Raw genomic sequence first — 23,440 nt, forward strand, 5'->3', positions numbered from 1 at the left:
TCCGTTCTGGTTTAACACCCTGACTAACTGGCATCGACATCTATTCGATTCAAGCGAGCAAGGCCGACAGCCGTTGTTGGAGCAAATTTCGCCGTGCGGTGAAGAAGTCTTCAAAGCCCTTTGGGTCCCTCGGCAAGGTACCTAACATATTTATGCTGACATAAGCCGGCCTTTGAGCGCCAGTAAAAGCATCGTCTGCCCACTGTGCGGGGCTCTGGGCCTGTTTCTGTACATTAATAGCACCCTGTAGCAATTGCAGATTTGGCAATTTATTGGCCATCTCTCCAAACAAGTCAATTTCGGCGACGCTAAAGCCCAACGCTTCCAACTCCCGCTTCACCAACTTCGACTTAGGATAAACATGGTCAATATGGAAGTGATGCGAGAGGTCGAGATGTGAGAACAGCAATGACAAGACTGAAAACGTTAGAGGCTGCCCATACTGAACATCCAGTAAGTCTTCCATTTCTTCTTGCTCAAATGTCAGCGACTTACCCGACTTATTCATCTCACTTACTATTTCATTAATTGGAAATCCTGAATCACCATGATTATTTATGACATCACGCAAGCGCCCCAAGAAGGTATCCAGGCCGCTCCCCCAAATACCCGATGACTTTAAAAGTGTCTTAACAAGCCATTGCCGAATCTCATGACGGTCATCCACGTACTTGTTGTCAGTGAGATAGCTATCACCAAATTTTCGAATATAGAGATAGTACGCAATTGGCAACAAGGCGCTGTCAGCGCGCAGGACCTGACCATTAAAACCAAAACTACTTAAAAGATGGGTCGCCAGAACCAAGGCTTTTCTTATCCCCTTCCACTTGGATTCAAGTGTGGTCATGTTCTCGTGAGTAAAGTTAGCGACCTTGAAACCTACATTTCCAATGTCCGCCAACATTAATCCCGCCTTGAGAACTAAGTCCTTACTAAAGTTGAAGCGCGACCCAATGGAATTCATTTCATCCACAACTTTGTGAATTTCGTCGCGGGCATCCAAAGTCTGCCATTGCGCCACCGCCACAGATAACAACAAGTCGGAATACGAAAGCTTGGTTCCTCCGCTGTTAATACGAATAAAGATACTCAATACACGTTCAATGTCTTGGTTTTTTTCTTCGTAGTAGGAAATTAGTTGGTCAGTATGAATCACTCTGTACAACATGTCGAGCGTTCGATAAGCGGTCTTGCGTTGCTCTTTTTGCAGTTCAAACTTTTCAATCCAATCCTGCATATCAGGACCGCCAGATAGTCCAAGTATTTCGCCAACGGGAAACCAAAGGCTTTTCGCCTCATGTTCCGACAATCCATCCTCACGAAAAACAAATTCAAATTTATCATCCGTTTCGAAGTTGGCTTCACTCAGCAGATTCAAATACATGCGCTTCGTTGGGAAGGCATCTGGACTGCTCCACCACTTCCATTTCACCTTTTCGGCATAGCTCCCCCGCAGGCCGATGTTCAGCGCAGTCATGCGTTGCTGGCCGTCAAGAACTGCAACCAGCGGCTTGTTGTATTGAATCGGCAGCGGTGGGCAATGCGGATTATCCCGCTCGTGATAGGTGCGCACAAAATCGAAAAACTTGAACTTATCGCTATTTTCGGGATTTATGTTCCAAAATAACATGGTCCCAAACGGGTATCCCTGCATAAGGCTATCGAATAAACGACAAATCTGCTCCGCGCTCCAAACAAACTCTCGTTGAATTGCCGGCAACACGTAGGTGTGCTGCTCCAAGTCCGTCAACAGTGATTTTATGGTTCCACCTGGTTTATACATTTATTATGCCAACCCCTATTTTTTTACCTGCCATTAACGGAATAAGGCACGGCCTAACATTTTTCCGGCCACACAAAAATCGTTATAACCTCGCGGCCTGGTTCATACCGACGCCATTGGACTTACGAATTATCAGCGCGACAACTCACGTCCGTAGTGTGAAGGGATGTGCAAATGTTACTCGCTCATCCACGCTTAAACCTAACAACATAATTTACATCACCAAGTTCAACAACTTCGCCCACCATTTCCACGCGCGCCGTGAAATCTTTTTTTACCTTGCTGGCATCCGCGCCCGATTCCACATGGTCGATATTCTCCGTTTGCACAACCACGGGCCTCACCGGCGACTTGCGTTCAAATGCATCGGAAATATTCGCGCGAAACTCATTGTTTCCCGGCCCCGCCCACCTCGACAGTTTTCCAAAATACTCGGCCGAGCCATCCTCGCCCTTGCGATAATGATGAGCCCAGAGGCTGAGTACCAGCTCGCCAGCAGCGTTCCACGCAGAGACCGACCAATTCACATTCTTGAGACGCGCGCCGTACTTCGCAAACGCTTCGGAAATTCCTATAGTGGCCATGCTATTCCACACCCAACGCTTTAAACACGGCATCAACCGGGTCGGAGTAAAAGCTTGTCTGGAACTTGGCGAACAATTCACCTGGAACCGATGCGATGTCCGTCACACTCGACATTGGGAGCAGAATCCGTTTGGCGCCGGCATCGAACGCGACCTGCATGCACTCGGCCAGGTTGCGCACCTGCACGATGGTGCCGCCCAGACTCATGTCTCCCATGACGGCTAACTGCGACTGCACCGGCTTGCCCAGCGCTGCCGAGCACAGGGCAATGAAGCCGGCCAAGGTCAGCGCCTGCGGAGAACCACTGTTCTGCAGTTCAACCAGATGGGTGTGGAAGTCACGCTCCCCCGGCTTTATGGACGCGCTGACGCGGGATGAGTTGGCTTTGAAATAGTCGAACGCCACTCGCACCGCTTCACGCGGCGCCACGCCTGATACGTTCGCTTTTCCCGTGCCGGGAATGGATTGAATTTCGAGCCGGTAGATGCCTGGCATCTCAGATGAACCCATACTGATAGTGTGCAAAGTGCCGGGATTTAAGCGCCCTTCAGGCACCAGCGCGCCACCCGACTGTTCGGGCACAGTCACAAAGCGCTCAACACCGTCTTCTAGGTCGATGTAGCTGAAATGGACGTCGTAGAATTCCATGCCGCCGATTTTTTTGAGCTGCTCTTTGATTCGGCGCCGTGCCTCCAGCGCATATTCCAAGCACTTGCGCACTGAGTCCTTGGTGTATTCGCCGTTGGGGCACACAAGCTTGAGCAGGCCCGAAGTCGTGCGCCGCACGGCGATGGTGTCGCGCTGGTTCAGGTTGTTGCCCAGCTTGAACCACTTGTCGATGGCGTCAGCAAAGCTTTGCTTGCGCATCTCCCGCAGGTATTCCGCCAGGTAATCGACAATCAGGCCATACTGGTTCGTGAAAAACTCTGGCCGCATTTTAGGTATTTCCCAGCCCGGTACATAAGCGTGAAAACGGTCAAAAAAGGCCGAATCAATCATCGCTTCCGGGAATGGTGCCAATAGGTGCGACGTCTTCACAAGCGACTCTACACTCTGGTTGATGTTGCCCACAAATACCATAGCGGCGCTGGCATTGATGGACTCTCGGCCCCGGCTGAACGAGCCCGAAGCCATGTAGTCCTTCATGATTTGCACGCCATCGTGGTCCTTGAAGTTGATGCCGGCCACTTCATCGAACGCCACCACGTCCCACAAGCCGACCAGGCCGACCTTGCGTGCACCCATGTTGTAAAAGAGATTGGCTACCGTGGTCTGCCCGCCCGAAACCAGGATGCTGTTCGGACTGATTTCCTTGTAAATGTGGCTCTTACCGGTGCCGCGCGGACCGAGCTCGCAGAAGTTGTAGTTGTTTTCCACCAGCGGCACCATGCGTGCCAACAGGTGCCATTTGACGCGCTCCTTGAAGTGGCTTGGCTCCATGCCGGTCGAGCGAATCAAGGCATCAATCCACTGCTCATCCGTAAACGCCTTGCGCGCCTCGAACAGGGCCGCCATGTCCATGTTGGGCATCTGAATGGGCTTAAGCTCCGTTACCGTAAAGGGTGACCCCTTCTGGTCCTCTTCATAGAAGTATTTCAGTGTGACAATGCACCAGATGCCACCCACCAGCAATTTCTCGAATTGGCGCACATAGCTGCTGGAAATCTCCGCGTTCTTCACACCCAGATTGGACAGCAGCGCCTCGTACACGTCCCGCTTTTCATTGAGCTTGACGGTGACCTTGTCGATGACCTTGTATGTTCCGCTCTCGCGCACCTTGGATTTGACCTTCTCCGCCTCGTCCGCGCGCACGTAGTTTTCCGTGAGGATGCGCTTGACGTTGACCAAACCGCTCTGGATGACGGCTTCATCATTGCTAGCGCAGTACATGCCCAGCAGGTACTCCAACACGTACACCGGCACGTTCGCCCCCTCTTTAATCAGCTTGGTCAGGTCTTTGCGTACAACCTTTCCAGCAAAATGGGTGTTGAGCAGAGTGTCCAGGCTGCTATCCGGCAGCTCATTGGCCAGTGTTGCAGCGGGTGTCGGAGTTTGCGTCATTTCAATTTTCAAAAGTCATTACCAAAGGCTAAGTCTACCTTGACGGGAAGACGCAGCACTTCCACGTTGCTTACCGCATCACGCATCACCAGGTCATAGTGCTTGTGCGGGTCATGCGCGCCTGCCAGCACGGTCAACAAAACCGAGCGTTTGCGCTCATCGAGCAACTGTGAAGTGCTGTCAAAAGTGATGGATTGCAGGTTGCTGATGGGTTTGTCGTTGTCCGAGCCATCGCGCAGCGAGACCACCACGGAACGGGCCAGCACTCGCTCCGACACAGCGTCAGTTTGGATGAATTCGAAGCGCTGAGTGTTCGTCACCACCTTGTTCACGGCACCTAACAGGCTGACGCTCACGTATTTAGTTTTGGCATTTTCGGCCTCGCTGACCCGTACTGTGATGACAGGCACCACAATTTCCTGGGGCATGGCGCTGCCATGGACGAAGCGTGCCCCGCCGGCAAAGTGGAACCGGCTGGCTCCTTTGGGCACCCAGAAATCCAGACTGCCCTCTACCGTGGTGCCGGCCGTCACCGCCGTATTGCCAGACCAGGCTTTCGGGGTATCTCCCAAATCACGGCCAATCAAATACCGCTTCTTCGCTTTCAAGGTACCTACGGGCTTGTCCTCCAGCGTAGACTTATCCGATTCATCAAGCGCCGACTCTTGGTACATGAAACCATGGTCAGCTGTGACAAGCACTGCAGAGCCATTGAGGCCGTTGATAATAAAGCCGAGCACGTTCGCAAGTTCCTGCACCGTTTGGGCCGCTGCCTCAAAGGTTTTAGTCTCCGAAGCCTGCTTGTCGCCAGTCATGTCGATGCGGTCGTGATAGATGTAAATGAGCTGCTGGTCTCGCACCAGTTCCCGCCCCTTTTCCTTCCCTAGTCCCATCAAGTCTTCAGCCCGAATCGCGATACCGCCAAAGGCTTTCAGATGCTCGTGACGCTGGTCGAGAGTGGCCACAGAGTGACCATCGGCCAGCACATCCAGGTTGCCACTCTCCTTGTAGGCCAGCGTCTTGTGCGGCAACAGCGCGGCCATGCCTAGCGCAGTGTAGCTGGGCAATACGCCCAGCATGCAGTCTAGCGACGCCCTGAACCGACTCTTGCTGTTTGTGAGCTGTACCAGCTCCTGCGCCACCTCGTACCGGAACGCATCGGAAATCACCACGAACACCCGTTTAACCCCGCCGTCAAAAAGCGGCAGCACCTTGCGCTCATAAAACGCCTGTTGTGGGGTCACGTCGGGTAGCTTCCAGTGCTTGAGCAAGCCCTGCGGCCCCTCCACCACTTTGGACCAGGCAGTGCTCAAGTGCGGGATGAACCAGCCGGAGTACACTCCTTCAATGGTGTCGCGCAACTCGTGCAGCACGGCCCAGCCGGTGGGTTCAACCGCATCGGCCGCCGTGTGAAAATGTCGGTACAACTGGTCAAAGCGGAACAGCTCATCGCGGTACTGTGCAAATGCAGTGCCCGCGTCAGCAAAACTGAAGCCTGCGGCATGGGTAGATTTCAGACTAAAAAAATCGGCTGCTGCGGTCAAGGCGTCGTAACACGCCGCCAGCGCGCGCGTGCGCCCGTTGGCACTGGCCAGCAAGGGGTTTGCCCAATGCCCGTCGCGGCGGCGCGCCATCAGCGCGCGCACGACATCCATGTTGGCGCCGGCGCCGGCGACGATGCGCTTCTTGAGCTCTTGCACCATCCGCAATTCGACATCTTCAAACGTCATGCATTCCACCAACTGTTCGGCGGACTGGACCGACAGCAAGCTCACCAGGTCAAGTTCGTTGGCTACGGCCTGCGCCAGCGCATTGTAATCGGCAAACTGCGCAATATCCGAGCGCCAACGTCCCACAAACACCGACGCATTCGCAGCCAGGGTTCGGTCAGGCAGGACGAAATGCGCCAATTGAGGCGGGGCATCACCCTGCAGGCCGCGGCAGAAATCTGTCACCAGAATGCGCAGCAACAAATCGCGCAGGCTGGGGTTGGCTTCAAAGTAGCCCAGTTGCAGTTGCACCAATTCCCAGAACCCAGGAGTCAAATCGTTGGCAGCGATGTCCTGCCAGGCTTTGGGCTGGGCCGACAAGTCCGCCACGCCATCCTCCACCACGGCGCCGTAGAGACGCTGCAATATGGCAAACAACTCGGGTTGGTCGGCTCGGGTCAACACCGCCAGCATCTTCCGGTCCAGGTCCGGCGCGCCGTCGCCCGGCAGCACCATCCGCTTGAGGCGGTCCACCCGGTCTTTGGCGCGCAGAAATTTGGCGCGCTCTTTCAGGTGCTTCCGCAGCCCTTGCGTGGTCAGACCCAAGTCCTCCAGTAAAATAGAGGTTGAATCCGCCCGGAACGATTTGCTGCGCATGCGCACATCGAGCAGCCAGTCCTTGGTCGGTTCCGGCTCGGGCTTTGCGCTGTAAATCAGCCAGCGCTGGTCTGGGGCGCCCTCAATGTCGAGCTTCACCCGTAGCGCTGGCGTGTCATCCAGGCGCACCAACTGCACGCCGTCGAGCTGCAGGGTATCCACCGCGGAGGCAAACTCTGACTCCACGTCGTGCCAAAATACCACTGAGTGGTTGGAAAACAAGGTGGTCAAACTATCGAACAGGCGTTGATAGCTCATTGGCAGGCGCCTTCTCGCCCAACTTCACGGGGGGTAGATTTAGTCATCACTGACACCACCTGTAACCGCCTTCACTTCTGCCAGCAAATCCCCGAACTTGCTGTAGTTGACCTTAACCCCATCATCAAGGTCCAGCGTGATGCGCATGTCGGCGTGGTGTCGGAGCTCTTCGTCGTAGGCCAGCAGTTCGACGTGTTTCCTCTTCAACTTCTCGACCTCTTTGGCAAGTTTGTTGCGTGCGGCAGTGCTGGAAGCCGCTACTGCGTCTTTTTCCAGCATGTTAATGCGAGACTGAATTTTCCCGGTGAGGGGAACGACATATTCGGCCCGCATGCGCGACAGAGTGCCCTCGTGGTATCGGTGCAGATAGACCAATGCCTGGAATGCACCTTGTTTGCCGCTCGAAAAGAGCCAGTAGATGGGGCGCTTCTTGTAGGTTTGCAGGTGGTCCTTGTAGAATTTGTCGGCCACGTAGCGGCGGATGGTTTCATTAGGGGTTTCGCCGGCCTTGGTGCCTACGCTTTCCGCTAGCCAGGCCAAATTCTCAGCAAGAGTGTCGCCCCCCCACACAGCGAGCAGGAATTCGCTGATGCGACTGGCGGCTTCGTCCTCGAACCAGAGTTCATCTGTCAGCGGCACGATGCCGTCGGAGTCCGCTGGAAAGCTGACGTAGCGGCTGGTGTCAAATCCTATATTTCCGGAACCCGCGTAAATTAGACCAGATGCATCCAGACTGTATCGCCCCATCATACAACCTATAGCGTAAGAAATTAGACGCTGACTTTCCTTTTCGCGGTCAGCACGAGACAGAGTAATTTGCGACTCCAGAACCTCAGCGGTGAGTTCGCCTTCCAAGCCATAGGCTTTAATGAAGAAACCGTTATTCTGCTCTTCCAAATCCTTCATTCTTCCAATCTTCTCTAAATCTTTTCTCGCCAAATCCTCCCAAGCTTCCCGCATGAATCTATACCTACCAACCGTTGACATCCTCGCCGCACTGAATCCGCGAGCCGTTTCAAGACTAGTCCAATCTCCACGAGATATTTCGCACAACTCATCTATTTTCTCAAAATTGAAACCATCCGGAACCATCCGTGGCATTTGTTTAACAATCTCCGGAGTCAAATTCAGAGTCGGGTTTAAAAGATTAAAAATAAATGATGCAACCTTGGAATTCAAAAAGCCGATAGCAAAGCGCCTATCAGTGCTGGCATTTTTTTCGAACATAGCCAATCCGGCGGAATCAAAGGTAAACCCGGGCGGATATATTCGAAAGCTTGGTAGAGACGATGTTATCTTTGACCAACCAACATGAGACATAAAGTAATACTCTTTTCCGTCATGGCGGAAACCATTATTTTTTGACATCTCCTCAATATGCGCAGGAGAATATTTGAGCACCCAATCCAAGTTCCCAACCCACTTTCTAAAATCACCACCTTTATCATGAGGCACATATCGATAATCACAATCTAACTCCGATTTAATTAAATTAACATCTATCTCATGCCAATAAAATATAAATTTTTCGTTTTTGCCCGTACTTATACCAGCTTTTATACTGAAAAAATTTCCGAAATTTCCAGCGCTATCAAAAGCCAATCGAACTTTTTCGCCAGCCCAATAAGCTATTGGGCTTCCGGGAATTCTATCGAATTCCTCCTGACAGACATCATGTATTAATCCGGTTCCTCTCTTCAAGAAAACCATGTTTTTGTCGGCCGATTGGGACGCTGAATTTAAGTTCAAATAACGCCCAATTACCCCTCGAATGGGTTTGCAGATAATGCAAAATGCGCAAGCCTGTGCAATTTTCGAGTTAATTTCCGGGAAACTATTGTAGCCAATTTGAACCATTGTCGATATTGTTCTATCGCGAAGCAATTTTTTCCGCATTGTCGCAAATGACGACAAGAACATCCATGTTTGCATCGTAACCATGCTATTGAACCCACTTGGTTTGCACCAACTGAATCCACGCTCTAAGAACATAGAAAATAAGTCTGACTTCGTATCCGGATAAATGGACTTAGCGTATTCTCTAAGTGCAAAATTCATGCCATTGCTACCCATATAGGGAGGATTCGCCACCACTGAATCAAATTGCATATCCATTAATTTAGCCTGCGCAACTAAAGGCAACAAATCCTCGGCGGCAGCTTTGGTGTACATATCAGCGTCGCTAACAGCCGCCTGCAATTGGCCACCTAAATTAGCCAGTTGCAAACTTAAACTCTTTGGAATCTTAATTAGTGAACCAAAGGTTTTTGCTTGATAAAACGTATCTAGCAGACATGCTATTGTGGTCCGAGTAATACCGGAAGACTCTAGGTGCGCGGAAATCTCATTTAAATTTAATCCCTTACCCTCTTGCATAGCTATAACGTTTAGCCTGACAGGCTCATCAAAAAGGCGTCGGTCGTCGGCCCGAGCCTTCATTAACAGCGCAAAACCGGCCATTTGCGCAGCGCGGTCGTCGATGTCGATGCCGTAAAGGTTTTTTTCTAGAATAAGCCGCGGTATGGCGCGGGGTAGGTAACCCCGTTCGAGATAAAGGGACTTGAGTACCTCGTAGGCTTCTACCAGAATGTGACCGGAGCCGCAGGCAGGGTCTAGCAGCGTGATAGTTTCTGGATTCAGGGTGCCGCCGTCCTCATCCATCCGACTTTTAGCTAGCGCATCCAGCTGAGCTTGCACGTCCGGGGCTTGGCTTGCGGGTTCAACGTAATACGGCCACTCGGCCTTTAAGCTGCTTGTCGGGTTGGCCATGAGCCACAGCCTGCCAACGCTGTTTTGCACCAGGTACTGCACTATCCAGTTGGGAGTGAATAGCTGGGTGGCGGCGGGGATGTCTTCGCTTTTGACCACCTTGCCGATGACTTCGTCTTTTTTCTCGCTGATGTAGAACTGGTACAGCCAGCCGATGATTTCTACCTCTTTCCAGTCCTCTTCTTCGATACTCGCGACTAGCTTTGCGATGACTGAATCGGTTCGCAGCAGATTGTCAGGCAACAGCAGCTCGGTTTCGTCGTCGATGCGCTCGAACAGGAACGGCATGGTATTGCTGAGCGCATTACACTGGGCGACCAGCAGCAGGCGGTACAACTCACCGTCACGGTTGCCGGCCAGCTTCATCTCGACGACCAGCGAGGGCTTCAGCCCCGGCAATCCTCCATCACCGCCTTGGGCCAGGTCGGCGGCGTGGGTCAGGATGTCCGACAGGGTGCCCTCCAAGCTAGAAAGCGCCCGGTGGCCGTGGCCCAAGTAGTCGTGCAACTCCATGTAGCGCAGCGCCGCAAATCGGTTGAACCAGGTGTAGGCCACAGCTTCCATGGTCTGGGCAAAGCCGTCTTTTTGAATGCGGGCAATAAGTTGCTGACGCTGGCTGTGGACTTTTACAGGCCATGCTTGGCCCGCGATGACCGTGGCATCCCCTTGGGGTTGACTGGCAGCCACGTCCAACTTGCCTGCCTTTTCTGACAATCCCAGCAAATTTGCGCGAGCGGTGACAGCGGCAATGAAGTCTTTTCGAGCTTGCGGAGCGTAAGACTTGAGTTTGGCTTTGTTCATGAGTCGTGTAAGGTTTCTGAGCTGCCCGTGCTTGGCACGAGGGCAGCTATTTGATAGGTTGAATGAGGGCGAAAGCGGCCTAGCGAATGCGTTATTGAATTCGGGCTATTTGACCGGCGCGCACTGCGGCCAGCAGTGCTTCTTTCAGTTTGGCTAAATAGGTATCCACGTCAGTTTCGGTTTCCAGATAAGTCTTGCTGGAGAGTTCGGCGGCGCGGATGACGCGCGTGGTCTTGGCCACAGGTACGGGCACGTTGGGCTGGCCGGTCTGCAGTGGCTTGGCGGTATTGCCGGGCATGGCAACATGGTCCGGGAGTTTGCTTGCAGCCGCTTCAATGAGATTGATGGCCTCATCCATCGCATCGCCGCCGGCCCCTTGCAACAACATGATTTGCGCGATGCTAGTCTGGCTGGCAATACGGGTTTTCAGGTCTTGCAGCGGACGCAGAGCCTTGTTGCTCAGGTCGGCAGTGGTAGCCGATGCCCACCCAAGTTTGGTCTGCACTTCGGCCAGTTTGGCTTCGATGGACAGTAAAGCTCTTTCACGCTTTTCTTGCGCAAGTTGCTCATTGATGGCGGTGACGGAGGCGAGTAGCGGCTCGATGCGATTGACGTGGCCGTAGGGCTTGGGATTGTCGCGGATTTGGGCCAGGTCAACTAGGGCGGCGGCGGCTTGAGGCACTTTGGTCAATGCTTCACGATTGCTTTCGAACGCACTCAGGCCATCCAGCAGCTTACGCCAGGCGGCAATCTGGGTCTTGTAGAAGTTGACCAGGTCATGGATGTCGTCCGCAGCATCCAGCCACTCGTTCTTGGCCGCCAGCAGGGCTTCGATGAAGGCAAAGCTATCACGTGTGCTGAGTTGCTGGGCGATTCGGGCGAGCGCGGCGTCGATGTCGGGCTTGCCAGGGTGGTGCGGCGTAGCGGCGGTGTGAGAGTAGCTTTTGAGCTCGGCTTGCCACTCGGTCAAACGAGTGCGGAAGTCGGAGACCAGACTGTCTTCTTCCTCGCGACCCATTTTTTGAAACAGGTCTTTGTACAACTCGCGCGCGCGCTTTATTGCTGTAGCATCGGCCGTCTTCCGCTTGAGGATAGACACCTGCTTGAAGCGGGCGGACTTGGTGAGCGGTTCTGCGGCGGATACGGGGTCAAGGTCGGAGCCCTCAAGCATCAGCTTGATTTCGCCGGACATGAACAGTCGGGCGATGAGCAACACGGTTTCCCACTCCGGCTTCCACCCCCAGGGGATGCCAGCAAAACGGTCTACAACGTCTGATAGCAGCACCCGCTTCTCGCTGGCAGCTAGTTGCAGGTAGTCGCGCATTTCTTTGATAGCGAGAGCGTTGCCAGCTTCGCCGTCCAGGCCCAACGAATGCTGGCCCAAATCGTCCGCATTGAGCACGGCCTTGATTTCTGCTATCGGGTCAACCTGGCGCACTTTAAGGTAAGGCAGCTTGCTGTAGGTGTTGGTGATGAGGTAATTGAGCAGCTCGTCGAGCACTTTGTCCGGGCTGGCAGTCTTGATTTGAATCGGCTGGCCCAGCGCGTAAAAGTCGCCTGACGCGATGAGTTCCGAGAGTTGGTGCACCAGACGCATTCGGCGTTCACGGTTTTCGTCCTTGCGGTCGGCCAGGATACGCTTGAGCGACGGGGTGGCTTGGTCCGCCTTGGGGCTGACGATGTATTTTTCGATTTGCAGGTACAGCGCCAATTCAATGTCCAGGCGCTCGCCTTCAGGCAAACGCACCAAGGCGCGGCCGTTGCCTTCACTGCTGCGCAGGATGCAGCGTGCGGGCTGGAGACGCTCGTATTCATCACCCAGCGGGGTGAGCACTTCAAAGCTCAGCGCGTGGCTGGCCTGGCGCCACGGCGCGCCGTCAAGCAGGCGGTTGAATTCGTAGTCGGCCTTGGTTTCGCGGTGGCGCACCTTGGTTTGGTCCTTGAAAATATCCTCAAAAATCAGCTTCGCCAGTTCGCGGGACTTTTCAGCAGCGGAGACCTCGACATGACCGATTTCGCGGGCGACGTCACGCTCTTCGTTGGTCAGGAAGAACCATAGGTCACCGTTGCGGCTGACCAACCGCTCCCGCTCCAGGCGCGCCAGACTTTCCTGAATCTTGCGCTTAAGGGCGAGCTTGTCCGCGTCAATCTGGTCTATGCAAAGGGTGGCAAGGTTGTCGATGGTCGGCTTGATGATGTCGGGGATGTAGCGAATCAGGAACATCGCCTTGAGCAGCTGGCCATCATACGGCTGCAAGCCGGGATTGTCCGGCGCCTGGTCTATCGAGCGCTTGGCGACGCCGTCGATGAAGCTTTCGATGGCGGGATAGAAATCGTACAGCGGAATCAACACATCGATGCCGTGGTTCGCATTGCGCACTGCCGCAGACTGGAAGGCATCGAGCAGCGAACGTTCGCCCCGCGACAAGTGCTTGCCGGTAGCGCCGACCTTGCGGATGGATTCGAAAATCTTCTGCAACAGCGTGAACTGGTATGGTGCGAATGGGTAGCAGGTAACGAATTCAGCAGCGTCCTTGTAACCGCGCAAAGTCACCGAGTTGCCCGAGAACGCCAGCTGATTGTTGATGACATCGCTCTTGCTGGCAAAGGCATCGCGCAACGCAACATGGGCGGCCTCGGTCTTGGAAAGCAGGCGCTCGCCGATGACTTCGTCGGTGTTGCTGCTGGCCAGTGACAAACGGGTGTGGAAGCGGGCTTGAATCTTTGAGAAGTCCTGGCCCTTGGACTTGTTGTCCTCGCCGATGGCCGCGTCAATATCTTCCTGGCTGGTGACGATGACCCATGCGCGGCCCTTGCACTGAGCACCGAGCTGCTCGGTGATTGTCTGCAGGTTAAGCATCAGCGGCGAGCTGGCCCCGATGAACTGGCCCACTTCATCGACCAGAAAGATGACCTTGTGACTGGCCGGGCAAGTAGCCAGATATTCGTTGACGACCTTGGCAAACCCTTCAAGCGTGATGCGGAAGTCATCTCTTGCATTGTCGAACCACTTACCCGCTGATTCGGGCGTCATTTTTAAGGCTTGGGCAAGTGCGGTCACGATGTCGTCGCGATAGAAGGCCACCGCATCACTCTCCAGCTCCCAGGCGCCACCGTTGGAGGCAGCAAAGGCGACCTTGAAGGTCTCGAACGCACCCTTGGCTATCAGGTGACGTTCCATGTCTGCGATGTGCGGCGTAGCGCCCGACAAGCCGACCTTCTCATTGAACACACGCAAGAAGACCTGCAAGATAGCGTCGGGGTCGGACTTGTTCGCTTTGGCGTCGATGTTAAAAAGGATGACGTCGGCCGTGCCCTGTACTGCTCGCTGAATGTCAGCGTGCAGCATGGCATCTTTGATTTTTTGGTGGTCAAAGAACTGAGCGGCGTTGCGCTTCTCCCCGGTCTCGAGGTTATGCGCCTCGATGTTTTCCAGCAAATAGGACAGTATCTTAATGAAGTGGGACTTACCCGAGCCGAAGAAGCCGGACACCCAGACACCCATACGGTCGGTGATGGCGGCGTCATTCGGGCGGTCCATAGCCGCCAGGTAGGCGTCAAAGAACTTGCGTAGGTACTCGCTAATCTGCTTGGTGACGACATACTCTTCCAGCTCTTGCCACACGCTAGCAGCATCCATCTGGTCCGCCTTGATGACGCCGTTGATGGGACGGTCGATGGGCTTGAGGAAAAGCTCGCTGATTTTCATGTTGTTCTGGTTTCCTGATTGACTGGGGTGTGCTGCCGCGGCTGTCTAAACTGCCTGAGCGGGCTGCTAAGTGGTTTCTGGCACCAGACGGAAGGCGCGGTAGTAGTGGTCTTCGGCCAGCGAATTGAACAGCCGTAGCGAGTGCCCGTCGTAGCGGCCGGGGAAAAACATCAGCAGAGGCGTGTTGCCCATGATGGGGTGCAGAGCGGACAGCAATGTGTGCGTGCGGAGCATCGGGTACACAGAGCCAACGCCGGTCAAAATCAAAAGGTCGAGATTTGGGATGTCGTGCTGGGAGGCGATTTTCTGCGCAATCTTGTCTTCTTTAAGTACCGAGCGCAGCGCCGTCAACGTGCTGTCATCGCCGTTCCTGAGCTGCATGTCCATGGTCTTGTCGAGCAGATTGCGTTCCTCCAGCAACCCTGTCACCAGTTGAAGCAAATCGACGGTATCGGCCCGCAGGGCTGGCACCTTTTTTGTCAACGCAGGCAATACGGTGCCATAGAGAAAGCTGCGCATGTCCAGCTCGCGCTCGGGCGGATAGTCGAAAATCCAGAACCCGATTTCATTGCCCAAGCCTTTGCTGTCCAGGAAATCCCGCGAGGTAACGCGGGGCAGGATTTGGTTGAGGCGTTCGTCAAAGCTCAGATTCATCTCGCACGTTCCAGACAGTCAAGGACATAGGTTTCATCGTGCGCGCTCAGGTACCGTCGCACATCGGGGTGCAGGGATTGCGGTGTCAACATCATCGAACGCGCGCTCTTGAGGTACTTCGCTTCCGCCAAGATACGGACAATGACCTGGAACAGTTTGGCTTTAGTTGTGTCTGACCAACCGGCTACGGCGGCATCATGGTGTGCGCATTCAGCTAAAAAATCCTGCCAGTCCGATGGAGCCAGGGTCGGTTCGAGACGGCGCTGGCGGTCTGCATAGACGCGGAGCATAAAGTCACCTAAAAGCTGGCTGTGCTTGACAGCCGCGGCCATCAACAACTGGACGACAACTTCGCTCTCCCGCTCGGCAATCATTTCCCAAGCCGTCGGCTCCAGCCCAATCAAACGACGGCGCAGAAGCCTTGCTTGCCGGCGAGCGGTAGCTGGTGTCCTCTTCTGCAGGATGTTTTCTGTCTCAATGGCATTCTGCCATGCAAAAGAGTCGGGGTTTGTCAGGAGCAAACTGGCTACACGCCTGCTCTCAAGCGGCAACAATGACCCGGCGGAAATTTCCGCGTTATAGCAGGTCATGCTGATGCAAAAATTGTTATAGATACTGCGTGCTTCATGAATTCCAAAATTATTTCCTGAAGCCACCAGTTTAACTGAAGGCCTTGAGCGAACGCAACGTGGTCGGCGCTTGAGTATTGCTATAACAATAGCATATTGCTCGGAGGAAAAAACTCACCAATACTCATCATTTAGCAAGATTCGTAGCATCGGGGCGCCACTATGTTTGAAAAGGTTGCCGCCGAGCCTACAGCGCCGAGCCTACAGAACACCGCTCAACTTATTGAATAGTACACAGCTCATTTTTGATTTTTGACACCAAGGCGAAAGCTGCCTCATGTGACCAGCCGCGGGAAAAGTGCGAAACGGAGAAAACGTTGGCATAAATGTTCATCTTCCGAATGAGTTGCGTCGCCACTCGTAAACGTGGCAAGTCACTTCTTGCCGATGCTCTGGTACGCACCGAGCGCTGCGCCCACACTGGCTCTGGTCAGAGTGCTAATAATCGGCCTTGGAATCACTGATGTCAGAACACCGGCGACCACCGCGTCAGCAGAGGCGTCTGGGACGGGCTTCGACTGCAGAGCGCTCTTGCTTGATTAACCGAGCTCCGCAGCCGCGGCGCCAGCAACATCTCTGACCTTTGCGGCGGCGATTTTCGGGTCTTCTAAATCGACCTCGCCGTCGCAGTTCAAACCCCCGACCAAGATTCCAAGCGCGCTAAGCGAGTTGCCGGAGTAGTCGGCTGCGACACCGAAAGCCGTTCCGGCTGACTTGGCGCCGGATGCTACGAACTCATCCCAAATAGTCTCCCGAACGGACGCCACGTCCTTGTTCATGAACGACTCCGGCGGCCGCTTGGTCGTGTCGTAGTTGAACTAGACCTGGTATGTGCATCGGTGGCCCAGGCAGCAGCGACGGCTTTCAACCGGCCCAAGATGCACTCTCGCTTGGCGAACGCCCATCGGCACTGATGTTGGGTGGCTTTGGGATTGGCATATAGCCGAGCACAAGACCATTCATTTCGGCGAAATCGAGCTGGGGCTTGTTAATCGGCGCGACGGTCATCGTGCCTTCGTTTAACATGTTGCCAGTGGCCAATTGTGGGCTCCCTACCCACGGGGTCACATCCGGCTCCGTCATGCGTCACACGAGTGAATCAGCTTGAACGCCAGAGCTTCACGAGTGTCCCGCTCAACCCACTCAGTGCGCCCTCCTCTCCCGTGCGACTCATGATGTACTGCCCGTTTGTCGAGCCTACGCGCACAGCTTGGCTGCGCACCGGCTCACCGTCGCGTCCACTACTTGGAACCAGCTGCGGAAACGCTCTATCCGTTGTCCACGAGCTCATCGTGATACGTACCTGCGAGGACCCCAGTGATGATGTCGAAGCCCTGCATCAGAGCTTCTGGTTTAATGCGGTACGACACTCTTAAAAGGAGGAGCTTCGAGGCTAGTTTCTCGAGTGTCGCTACTGCCCCTCCTTGGCTGCCCAAAGAGCAAACCTAAAAAGCTCAACTTCCCTTGAAAACGTAGCCCGAGCGCACGCAATCCTTTAGGCGCAAGGCATCGCTTTTCAGTTGCTACTGGAAGGATAGGTCGGGCAGCCAGGCCAGCAGCAGCCGGCGAAGAATTTATGGTGCATGAGCTTCCTCATGGCTACCGTCTGCATAAATCGATGTTTCAGTTTTCAATTGCTGCTTGTTTCGTATACAACCGCTGTTGACACCTAGCAGCCCAGCTCCTCAAAAACTATGGGGAGAAGCCTCTCCACCTTTCCAAGCCCACTTACACAGCTAACCATACTACAAAGTCTACAACTACTAGGGAGGCGCGTATATACGCAATAACTCAGCGTTTTCAAGGGTAGTTATTCATAGTAGGAGCTGAGAAAACGATGTGGACGTCAAGCAAGCGCAATGCGGAAGTCAGGTGTTAGCACTGCGGACGTCAAAAAAATTTAATGTGGAAGTCAAGCTTGCGACATGTTGTTGAAAATAAATATTCGCTTATATTCTCAGCGATTTTCTTTGTATACGCCTGCATCGGCAGCTAACACACAAACACGCAAGGTTTTTTCCTATACATTAGTTCTCGATAATATTTAATTTTCTCATGAACTCCAAAGCATCCAATTGCTCTACCGCTAGCACTATCCAACTCGGTATTCGAGTTTCTTGTCTCATTCACAAACAGTTCTATGCTGAATGCGAAAAACGAGGAACAACCGGTTCCGAGATGATTCGAATTCTGATGGAGCGCTTTATTCATCTGGCTGAGCAGCAAAATGAATAATCGGCAAATACCTAAAACCGTTCAATGCAACGTCGCCGAGCTTCGGGCGTTGGCGAGTCTGACTGCTAGCGCGGCCCTTACCGCGGCGCCCGACCGGCAATCAACCGTACTGAGCGCTGCAGAGCGCTTGAGCAAAATCGCAGACAACATCGAGCGCAAGTCCAAGAAAGAAGCGGTCGAGCCAGCCATCGCCGTTGTCCCGCCGAACGCTACAGGTGAAGAATTGGGAAAGTCACGATGCCGTCAAGCGACACGTCGCGGAGCAGATGTCTATTTGCCAACATGGTCCGCCATGGCGCGGATTCTTCCTAACGCCTTCTTGCGCTCAGCCCTTTTTTCCGCTGGCCGCCGTGTTCAGGCCGGTAGTGCGAGAGTGCTCTCGGGCGACCCGACCCTCTTGGTCGCGGGGAAGGAGATTGCTTCGTTTAAGAACATGACCCTAACTTTCAGTGGTTACGAGCTCTGTCAATTTGACCGCCAAGTTTATGCTACCTGCCTAGACTACTACAGAGAGATGCCGCTTTCTCCAGAAGAATCCCAACAACACATCCGAACGTCATTTTATGAATTCACACGCCGGATGGGGGGCAGCTACGGGCTAAATACTCACAAAGCCGTCCGGGCTAGTCTACTTCGTCTAAGCTTTGCTCAGCTGCGTATGCGGTTCGACCGATTGAACCTTGAGCTGCCCAAGTTGCTGGCTGTAAGCTTTCAAGACGGCGAGGCCGGCGGGGACTTTAAAGGCAGCGACATGCTATTGCTGAGGGTGACCGTCTCAGTTGCCGAATTGTTCGGGCCTGGCGCCTGGACTGCAGTAGACGAAGAGGCCGTCGGCTACGACGGTTTGCTAGGCTGGCTGGCGGCCTTCTACGCAGGTCACTCCGGCCCCTGCTGGCTCCCAATCGTGACGCTGCACCTGCTGTCAGGCTACGAGTCGCACATGGGCAACTTCAAAGCCAGTCTCGTCAGCTCCTTGGACAAGCTGAAGAATGAGCAGACGCCAATCTGCAGCAGAGTCAGTGATTACCACTTCTCAAATGATGGAATGAATCTTCTTGTTATTCGCTGCAACTGGGACGCGCGCCGAGTTTGATAACGCTTGGGTGGTGGCAATTCGGCTACATTTGCATCACAATTCTCGTGAGCTTTGAGAAAGCATCAAGTTCGTAAGCCTCGCAGCCCACCTTACGCGCCATACCCGACACAAGTGTCTATAGGGAATTTTCAACCTTGGTTGCATCTCACCAACCAAGGCGCTCCCCGGACCGGCAGAAATTTGTTTTACCAAGAGCTATGTTCTGGTATCAAGAAGTATCATCACATTTGGGACTTCTCAAAAGTGATGAGAACTCTTGATACCGCGCTCTCCCAAACAGCTTTTTACGAGTAACAGAGCGGTCTGGAAATGTTTGAATTGCAATTCATTAACGCCGACAATGCCATATTAAATGGCCGATTTCTATAAATTTGGCTAATATATGTGGCATGACCAAGAAAACTCTCGCTATGTTCCCAACCGCGCTCAAACAGCTGGCCGACTTAGGCGAGCGTCTGCGGTTGGCACGCCGCCGCCGGTCGATAGGCACTGAGCTCTTTGCCGAACGCATGGGCGTGTCTCGCGAAACTTTGCGGCGCCTGGAAAATGGCGACCCCACAATCGCCATGGGGACGTACCTGCGTGCGCTGGGTGTCTTGGGGCTTGATGGAGACGTCGACGCAATCGGCCGCGATGACGTGCTGGGCCGAAAACTGCAAGACCTTGAGCTAAGTAGGTCGAAAACATAATCCGGATAGGATGGCCTTCCAAAGCTTTGAGGGATGCCGGCACAACCGGGCACTAGGCAGGTCCTGGCCAGTAAGGTCGGAAAGAAACACCGGTCTCACACTAGGTCCTATCTCCTCGCCGTCATCATTGCGACCCGTCGCGGCAGTTACCCGGCCACGCAGCGTCCAAATCATGCTGCTCGCGTCACACTATACTTCTGTCCCTAGACTATGGAACAAAGACATGTCTGAACTGACAAAAGAACAAATCGCAATGCTCGAACTGCGCAATGCGGCATACCATGAAGCCGGACACAGAATTATCTGCCGTCGCTTTGGCGGAGACGGCGACATCCTCATCTGGAAAAATGAAAGTGGCAATCCGGACGAGCAAGCTTGGCGCGGACAGTTTCGCACTCGCGTTTGTCCGCAACAGATGCACGACGCAGCAAAGAGGGCCGGGTTTCCCGCAGTCGACCTACCCGACAACTGGAGGGCATTAATCGGCATGGCTGGCTTGGTAGCAGAAGAAATTTTGCGTGACGGAATCGACGATGCTGAACTTGTTGCCGACAGCATATCTGCCACGATTTTGCTCGGGTACGCATCAGCGACGGACTTGATGACGATGGGCATCACAAACATCGACGACTTTGAACTGAGCTGCGAAGACGTCGAGCCGGCCTTGCGCTATCTGAAGGAAGAATGGCCGCTTGTTCAGGAATACGCGGAGTACCACATCACAGAAGCAATGGCGGCCGAAGCATCAATTGCCGTCGTCTAATGCATAGCTGCGCCGCTAAGGCCCGCGCCAGGAGCGTTCTAACGCCGACTCTAGCGCCCTCGCTTCGCAGTGGAACGAGGGGCGCCCGCCTGAAAGGGATATTTTCGTAGACGTCAGTACGAAGCCAAGACCTTCCGAATCGCATATTGCACACCAAGGTCGCTCAGCCCGAGCCGGTCTTCCGTTTTGATGAGATGGTCCCGGCACCAAGCAGGCCAAGCATGGTCATCATTGTCAATCGCGAACCAGCGCGTCGGTTTTCGGCGCCGCACATCAGCGCATATTTGCATGCCTCGCGACATGTTGTCGAAGTCGAATTTCTGTGTCTCTCTTTTATGAAATGTAGCGCCGATGACCCTTGACTGCAAACCCGGGGTTAGCTGACGTTTCGCGAACTCAAAACCTTTCACTCGCACCCAGGAGGTGCTCAAGACAATTTTCAAGTCAGGGTATGGGGCAAGCAATTCTTCGAGAATAGGTAGCCACTCGAATAGGGTTCTGCCTGGAGTACGTATGTGTATGCCACCGTGCCGCGAAGAGTACACCGCGTCGTCATGGGTAACACCATCGAAGTCACAGTAGCAGACCCAGAGAGGGTCTTGCTGTAGGTCTTTATCGTCGCTCATTTCTCATCGTCATCATATCCAGCCAGGTTTGGAGTCATCTCCGCAAATCGTCCTTCTGACATCGCACGCCTAATATCCTCCGGTGTTCGCAGCGGCGTAATCCGAAGTTGAGACGCGTAAAAAATCGGTAATTCGTGTTCGGGAATATCACGCACAGATTGCAGGTCCGACTCCAGCGTCGAGCCCTCCGCTTGGTGTACGTGCTCCAGCCATCCTCGGCCTCCCATGACCAGGCCGAGGCCGTGCAATATTTTGAGCAGCGAATCAGTACGGATTGGCTTGCCCGCCTCAACGCGCGCGAGCACAAATGTTGACACTCCTACGGCCGCTGCCACGTCAACCGAGCGGAGCCGGCGCCGGATTCGCTGGCCCCGGATGAGTTGACCCAAGGCCTTTAGCTCTTGGTCCAGAGCGCTTCGGTCGGTCGAAAGTGTCGGAGACTGCACAATGCTCCTTCGTTGTGTGAGGACGTTCTCTGCTACCAATTCCAAGCTATCCAGCCTCCGAATACCTCATCGCCGAAGCGCTCTGCAACTAAACAATCCACACTGCGAGCTGCGGAGAGAGACATTCCGACACGCTCCACAGCTCGCGGTATAAACGGGCTGCAGAGGCCTTGTCACCTCACAGCATCACGCAGCACAGTTACCCGAGGCGATTGGGTTCACGGAGTAGGCATCTGCCAAATCTCCGCGATGGCGAGTGACGTGAGCTTCATGTCAGCATCGTTGGGGTAGTGCCGAAGCAGCCGATGGGCTTCTGACGCTATTTCCTGCGGAATGTTGGTGCTTTGGGAGTAAGCGAGTTCGTTAAGAAATTTTCTCGTCTGTAGAACTGCTGAAGTTCGCTCATACGGCATAGTCATCTGTAATCTCAATAAAAAATTGAAAAGGTCTGACCTAGTCGTCACTTGCTCGGCTCGGAATTATTCCTGCTTCCCTTTCTGGAGCAATTAAATGTCGGATTTGGTCTGCGGCAGTCGGCGTCGGGACTGAAGCTGATGAGTTGAAAATTGCCCTTTCGTGGTATTAGACCGCGCGCGCCGGTCCCTCCGATAAACCCTGCCAGGCAATCAGAAGGCTCACGGCACCTCTCGATTGACCATATCACCCGTGTTTAATGGCGACAACGGATTCCGAACTTGCGTTGGCAAATTCGACATTGCGCGATATACTCTCCGTTGTCCTGAGACCACGATGTAGCCGTTGTGACACCAAGAGTCCAGCTTGGACCGAAGACCGCAAGCCGCTCGTGACCTGCGGCCTTGCACATGCTCATCGCCAGGCCCTCCTGAAAGCCGTGGGTCACCAGGCTAGAAGCCGCAAAGCGCAAATCATTGGCGTGTGTTGCGGACGCGCTGCTGGAAATGTGCGACCTCGAAGCGGCCGCATCTAGTCGCCAGTGATTAAGTGGGGCATGTAAGTTGGCGGAACTCCATTTAAACGCTTAGGCCCGAACGTCCCGATATGCAGCGGCACTTATCCGCCGCTTTCATGGAAGTACCACACGCGAATCGGGTTGGCCGCACAGCTCGCTGCCCCCCAGGCTCGGACCGGTAGTCAGTCGATTAGGCGCTCGGCCAACCGAACGCAATTCTCAATAGTGAGTCCCGTCTCAGAGTCGGTCAACACCAAGTTCCGGCAAAACGGACGATATAGGCTCGCTTGGTCGTCTAACGCGACCCAGGATTCCCATGGACGGCCGGCGCTCCTTAGCCACGCCTCTATCTCAGCCTGGCGCACGTAAGTGCCGTAAGCAGTCTCATCCTGGAGGTCTTGCCAATGCGGCGTCTTGCCAACAATTCGAGGCGCGATGTCCACGCTAAACAGGGATTGAAGTTCTTGAACTGTCCGTGTCGTGCGCCATGTCGAACTTATGACCACTTCGACGCGAGGCTGCGCCCGTAGCACGTCTTCGAGCAACGGCATACTCGAGAAAAGCAGGTCTTGACGGTAATTGAGGTGTGGATGGAGAACCCCGTCTATGTCCAAGAACAAGAGCATGTTAAATGCAATCTCCAGTCGATGTTACTGCCGCTGTGTTGGGGTCAGAGCAAGCACTCTGCACAGCACATAATCATGCAGTACGAAATTAAAAACCTCGAACGACACGCGCTCGTCATCGGCGGAGACAAAACCGAACATCGGCGAGCTTCCCCAGGGCATGTCTTTTTTATCACGTGCGCCGGTGTCAACAAACTCGATACAGCCGAGAACCCGCTGGCCCTCGGTTAACAATCGCCTCATGCCCTCGCCCGACAACTTTCCTACACCGGCCAATGCACAAAATTCGTCCAGTGTCAGCAGCGGTTGTAAACTGATACACAGCAGCGATTGAAAACTGATACACCGATTTGAGAAGATGGCTGCTTTGCGGAGCAGCCTTGAAACCCAACGAGGTGTATGTGGAAATTCAG

General features: G+C 54.1%; 16 protein-coding genes. 3 read left to right on the forward strand and 13 right to left on the reverse strand.

The genetic code is table 11. The features are described from left to right. Nucleotides 1-49: 49 nt before the first annotated feature. The 9 genes from ACP7EY_RS16685 to ACP7EY_RS16725 form a co-directional block, all read right to left on the reverse strand. Nucleotides 50-1,783, reverse strand: coding sequence for a DUF262 domain-containing protein (locus tag ACP7EY_RS16685; RefSeq protein WP_426195531.1), 1,734 nt, complete (start codon nucleotides 1,781-1,783; stop codon nucleotides 50-52). A gap of 185 nt (nucleotides 1,784-1,968) precedes the next feature. Then, nucleotides 1,969-2,367 carry a hypothetical protein gene (locus tag ACP7EY_RS16690; RefSeq protein WP_426195533.1) on the reverse strand — a complete coding sequence of 133 codons (399 nt, stop codon included), beginning with the start codon at nucleotides 2,365-2,367 and terminating at the stop codon, nucleotides 1,969-1,971. Nucleotide 2,368: 1 nt separating this feature from the next. Beyond that, on the reverse strand, nucleotides 2,369-4,429 hold the full coding sequence (brxL, locus tag ACP7EY_RS16695; RefSeq protein ID WP_426195535.1) for a protease Lon-related BREX system protein BrxL: 2,061 nt from the start codon (nucleotides 4,427-4,429) through the stop codon (nucleotides 2,369-2,371). A gap of 8 nt (nucleotides 4,430-4,437) precedes the next feature. Beyond that, nucleotides 4,438-7,053: a BREX-1 system phosphatase PglZ type A gene (gene pglZ, locus ACP7EY_RS16700; protein ID WP_426195537.1), complete on the reverse strand. Its 2,616-nt coding sequence runs from the start codon at nucleotides 7,051-7,053 to the stop codon at nucleotides 4,438-4,440. A 39-nt stretch (nucleotides 7,054-7,092) separates the two neighbouring features. Further along, a complete protein-coding gene (pglX, locus tag ACP7EY_RS16705) occupies nucleotides 7,093-10,623 on the reverse strand; it encodes a BREX-1 system adenine-specific DNA-methyltransferase PglX (RefSeq protein ID WP_426195539.1) in 3,531 nt (1,176 codons plus the stop codon). A 91-nt stretch (nucleotides 10,624-10,714) separates the two neighbouring features. Then, on the reverse strand, nucleotides 10,715-14,332 hold the full coding sequence (brxC, locus tag ACP7EY_RS16710) for a BREX system P-loop protein BrxC (RefSeq protein WP_426195541.1): 3,618 nt from the start codon (nucleotides 14,330-14,332) through the stop codon (nucleotides 10,715-10,717). Nucleotides 14,333-14,398: 66 nt separating this feature from the next. Then, entirely contained in the window at nucleotides 14,399-14,986 is a 588-nt protein-coding gene (locus ACP7EY_RS16715; protein WP_426174908.1) for a DUF1788 domain-containing protein, read from the reverse strand. Beyond that, a complete protein-coding gene (locus ACP7EY_RS16720) occupies nucleotides 14,983-15,642 on the reverse strand; it encodes a DUF1819 family protein (RefSeq protein WP_426195543.1) in 660 nt (219 codons plus the stop codon). Before ACP7EY_RS16720 ends, ACP7EY_RS16715 begins: the two co-directional genes overlap by 4 nt. 512 nt (nucleotides 15,643-16,154) lie before the next feature. After that, nucleotides 16,155-16,394, reverse strand: coding sequence for a hypothetical protein (locus ACP7EY_RS16725; RefSeq protein ID WP_426195545.1), 240 nt, complete (start codon nucleotides 16,392-16,394; stop codon nucleotides 16,155-16,157). A 1,583-nt stretch (nucleotides 16,395-17,977) separates the two neighbouring features. Here ACP7EY_RS16725 and ACP7EY_RS16730 point away from each other — a divergent pair. The 3 genes from ACP7EY_RS16730 (at nucleotide 17,978) to ACP7EY_RS16740 (ending at nucleotide 20,398) form a co-directional block, all read left to right on the forward strand. Beyond that, nucleotides 17,978-18,943, forward strand: a complete 966-nt coding sequence (locus ACP7EY_RS16730; protein ID WP_426195547.1) for a plasmid replication initiator TrfA — start codon at nucleotides 17,978-17,980, stop codon at nucleotides 18,941-18,943. 392 nt (nucleotides 18,944-19,335) lie between these two features. Next, entirely contained in the window at nucleotides 19,336-19,635 is a 300-nt protein-coding gene (locus ACP7EY_RS16735; protein ID WP_426195549.1) for a helix-turn-helix domain-containing protein, read from the forward strand. A 223-nt stretch (nucleotides 19,636-19,858) separates the two neighbouring features. Further along, entirely contained in the window at nucleotides 19,859-20,398 is a 540-nt protein-coding gene (locus ACP7EY_RS16740) for a hypothetical protein (protein ID WP_426195551.1), read from the forward strand. Between the two features lie 113 nt (nucleotides 20,399-20,511). Here ACP7EY_RS16740 and ACP7EY_RS16745 read toward each other — a convergent pair whose 3' ends face one another. The 4 genes from ACP7EY_RS16745 to ACP7EY_RS16760 form a co-directional block, all read right to left on the reverse strand. After that, nucleotides 20,512-21,024, reverse strand: coding sequence for an HAD domain-containing protein (locus ACP7EY_RS16745; protein ID WP_426195553.1), 513 nt, complete (start codon nucleotides 21,022-21,024; stop codon nucleotides 20,512-20,514). 664 nt (nucleotides 21,025-21,688) lie between these two features. Beyond that, nucleotides 21,689-21,889 (reverse strand): BPSL0761 family protein, encoded by a 201-nt coding sequence (locus ACP7EY_RS16750; RefSeq protein WP_426195555.1) that lies wholly within the window; start codon nucleotides 21,887-21,889, stop codon nucleotides 21,689-21,691. Nucleotides 21,890-22,583: 694 nt separating this feature from the next. Then, on the reverse strand, nucleotides 22,584-23,027 hold the full coding sequence (locus ACP7EY_RS16755) for an HAD domain-containing protein (RefSeq protein WP_426195557.1): 444 nt from the start codon (nucleotides 23,025-23,027) through the stop codon (nucleotides 22,584-22,586). A 24-nt stretch (nucleotides 23,028-23,051) separates the two neighbouring features. Continuing rightward, a partial coding sequence (locus ACP7EY_RS16760) for a hypothetical protein (RefSeq protein WP_426195559.1) occupies nucleotides 23,052-23,440 on the reverse strand: 389 nt, incomplete at its 5' end.

The organism is Massilia sp. DWR3-1-1 (genome assembly GCF_049898325.1).
Lineage (GTDB): Bacteria > Pseudomonadota > Gammaproteobacteria > Burkholderiales > Burkholderiaceae_D > JAFCUW01.

Coding starts and splice junctions, on each gene's coding strand:
- ACP7EY_RS16685 (WP_426195531.1), bottom strand. CDS start 1,783: ATGTATAAACCAGGTGGAACCATAAAATCACTGTTGACGGACTTGGAG.
- ACP7EY_RS16690 (WP_426195533.1), bottom strand. CDS start 2,367: ATGGCCACTATAGGAATTTCCGAAGCGTTTGCGAAGTACGGCGCGCGT.
- brxL (WP_426195535.1), bottom strand. CDS start 4,429: ATGACGCAAACTCCGACACCCGCTGCAACACTGGCCAATGAGCTGCCG.
- pglZ (WP_426195537.1), bottom strand. CDS start 7,053: ATGAGCTATCAACGCCTGTTCGATAGTTTGACCACCTTGTTTTCCAAC.
- pglX (WP_426195539.1), bottom strand. CDS start 10,623: ATGAACAAAGCCAAACTCAAGTCTTACGCTCCGCAAGCTCGAAAAGAC.
- brxC (WP_426195541.1), bottom strand. CDS start 14,332: ATGAAAATCAGCGAGCTTTTCCTCAAGCCCATCGACCGTCCCATCAAC.
- ACP7EY_RS16715 (WP_426174908.1), bottom strand. CDS start 14,986: ATGAATCTGAGCTTTGACGAACGCCTCAACCAAATCCTGCCCCGCGTT.
- ACP7EY_RS16725 (WP_426195545.1), bottom strand. CDS start 16,394: ATGAACAAGGACGTGGCGTCCGTTCGGGAGACTATTTGGGATGAGTTC.
- ACP7EY_RS16735 (WP_426195549.1), top strand. CDS start 19,336: ATGACCAAGAAAACTCTCGCTATGTTCCCAACCGCGCTCAAACAGCTG.
- ACP7EY_RS16740 (WP_426195551.1), top strand. CDS start 19,859: ATGTCTGAACTGACAAAAGAACAAATCGCAATGCTCGAACTGCGCAAT.
- ACP7EY_RS16745 (WP_426195553.1), bottom strand. CDS start 21,024: ATGAGCGACGATAAAGACCTACAGCAAGACCCTCTCTGGGTCTGCTAC.
- ACP7EY_RS16750 (WP_426195555.1), bottom strand. CDS start 21,889: ATGACTATGCCGTATGAGCGAACTTCAGCAGTTCTACAGACGAGAAAA.
- ACP7EY_RS16755 (WP_426195557.1), bottom strand. CDS start 23,027: ATGCTCTTGTTCTTGGACATAGACGGGGTTCTCCATCCACACCTCAAT.